The sequence below is a fragment of the Mycobacterium sp. genome, assembly GCF_035653355.1.
Lineage (GTDB): Bacteria > Actinomycetota > Actinomycetes > Mycobacteriales > Mycobacteriaceae > Mycobacterium.
Genome location: NZ_DASRBZ010000367.1, coordinates 1 through 2,010, shown reverse-complemented (window position 1 = coordinate 2,010; position 2,010 = coordinate 1). Strand labels below are relative to the sequence as shown.

2 protein-coding genes and 1 pseudogene are annotated in these 2,010 nt (G+C 67.5%); 2 read left to right on the top strand and 1 reads right to left on the bottom strand.

The features are described from left to right. Window positions 1-782, bottom strand: a 782-nt coding sequence (locus VFA16_RS12740; RefSeq protein WP_324968157.1) for an alcohol dehydrogenase catalytic domain-containing protein, incomplete at its 3' end; no start/stop codon positions are given. A gap of 186 nt (window positions 783-968) precedes the next feature. Between VFA16_RS12740 and VFA16_RS12735 the strand changes: the two genes are divergently transcribed. Together VFA16_RS12735 and VFA16_RS12730 are read left to right on the top strand one after the other, a co-directional pair. Then, window positions 969-1,820 carry a serine hydrolase domain-containing protein gene (locus tag VFA16_RS12735; protein WP_324968156.1) on the top strand — a complete coding sequence of 284 codons (852 nt, stop codon included), beginning with the start codon at window positions 969-971 and terminating at the stop codon, window positions 1,818-1,820. 102 nt (window positions 1,821-1,922) lie between these two features. After that, window positions 1,923-2,010 (top strand): annotated as a pseudogene (locus VFA16_RS12730) (DUF3145 domain-containing protein); the annotation flags it as partial.

Below are 2,010 nucleotides of genomic sequence, written 5' to 3'. Positions count from 1 at the left end.
GTCTCCGGCCTGCCGATCGCCTCGATCACCACGTCAGCCCCGACGCCGCCGGTCAGCTCCCTGATGCCCTCGACCGGGTCGGCCTGGCGCGAGTTGATCACGTGCGTCGCGCCGAAGTCCCTGGCCCACTCCAGCTTGCGGTCGTCCACATCCACGGCGATGATCGTGCGCGCCCCGGCCAGCCGGGCGCCCAGCACGGCCCCGTCCCCCACGCCGCCGCAGCCGATCACCGCGACCGAGTCGCCGCGGGTCACGCCCCCGGTGTTGATCGCGGCGCCGATCCCGGCCATCACCCCGCAGCCCAGCAGCCCGGCCACCGCCGGGTCGGCCGCGGGATCGACCTTGGTGCACTGGCCCTGATGCACCAGTGTCTTGTCGGCGAACGCGCCGATGCCCAGCGCGGGGGTCAGTTCGGTGCCGTCGGTCAGCGTTATCTTCTGTTCGGCGTTAAATGTGTCGAAGCACAAGTGCGGCCTGCCGCGTTTGCAGGCCCGGCACTGACCGCAGACCGCGCGCCAGTTGAGGATCACGAAATCGCCGGGCTCGACTGCGGTCACGTCAGGTCCGACCGATTCGACGGTGCCAGCGGCTTCGTGGCCGAGCAGAAACGGGTAGTCGTCGGTGATGCCGCCCTCGCGGTAGGTGAGATCGGTGTGGCATACCCCGCATGCGGTGACATCGACCAGCACTTCCCCCGGGCCGGGGTCGGGAACGACGACGTCGACCATTTCGACCGGGTCGCCCTTCTTGCGTGAAACCACGCCGCGCACTGTCTGACTCATGGGGTCAAACCTAAGCGGTGATCGCAAGCGCGGCGAAGCCGGGCGCAGCGGGTCGCCGCCATCGAAAACGCCGGCATTCCGTCGAGCCTGCGCTGGTGGCATCGATTCTGCGTACACGGCCGTGATCACCGCGATTCTTTAGCTGTAGGTGCAGGCTCGGCAGGGCATGAAATACGCTCTGCCGCGATGGCTGCACTCGACGCACTCGACGACTGGCCCGTCTCGACCGCCGCCGCCGCGGTCATCGGCCCCGAGGGAGTGCTGGCCGGCCACGGCGACACCGGCCGCGAATTCGCGTTGGCGTCGGTGACCAAACCGTTGGTGGCCCGCGCAGTCCAGGTCGCCATCGAAGAAGGCGTCGTCGAGCTGGACACTCCGGCCGGCCCGCCCGGCTCCACGGTTCGCCACCTGTTGGCACACACGTCGGGGCTGGCGATGCACTCCGACCACATACTGGCCAAGCCCGGCAGCCGCCGGGTGTACTCCAACCAAGGCTTCACCGTGCTGGCCGAGACGGTGGAACAAGCATCGGGCATCGAGTTCACTCGCTACCTCAGCGAGGCGGTGTTCGAGCCGCTCGCGATGGCCGCCACCCGGTTGGACGGCGGCGTGGAGGCGGCGGGCTTCGGCGCCACCTCCACGGTCGCCGACCTGGCGGCGTTCGCGGTCGATCTGCTGCGCCCGGCGACGGTCTCGGCGCAGATGCACGCCGAGGCGACCACCGTGCAATTTCCGGGGCTGGACGGTGTGCTGCCCGGATACGGCGTGCAGCGGCCCAACGACTGGGGCCTGGGTTTCGAGATCCGCGACGCCAAATCACCACACTGGACCGGTGCATTTAACTCGGCTCGGACGTTTGGCCATTTCGGCCAGTCAGGCAGTTTTATTTGGGCCGATCCAGACGCTGGCCTGGCCCTGGTGGTTCTCACTGACCGCGATTTCGGCGACTGGGCCTTAACCCTATGGCCAGCGTTATCGGATGCGGTAATTTCCCGACATCGCACACTAGCGCAACAGGGGTATCAAGAGGCACAATAGACACGCAAGGCACAACTTCATCTGGCGGTTTATCCGCAGCCTGCTCGTCGGTTCACCAGGTCGTTGGGGAAGACGTCCCTCGTGGAGCCGAAGGAGCAGCAGATGCGTGCGTCGAACCAATTCGCCGACGCGACCACCGGCGTGGTGTACATCCACGCCTCGCCGGCGGCGGTGTGCCCACATGTCGAGT

Coding starts and splice junctions, on each gene's coding strand:
- VFA16_RS12735 (WP_324968156.1), top strand. CDS start 969: ATGGCTGCACTCGACGCACTCGACGACTGGCCCGTCTCGACCGCCGCC.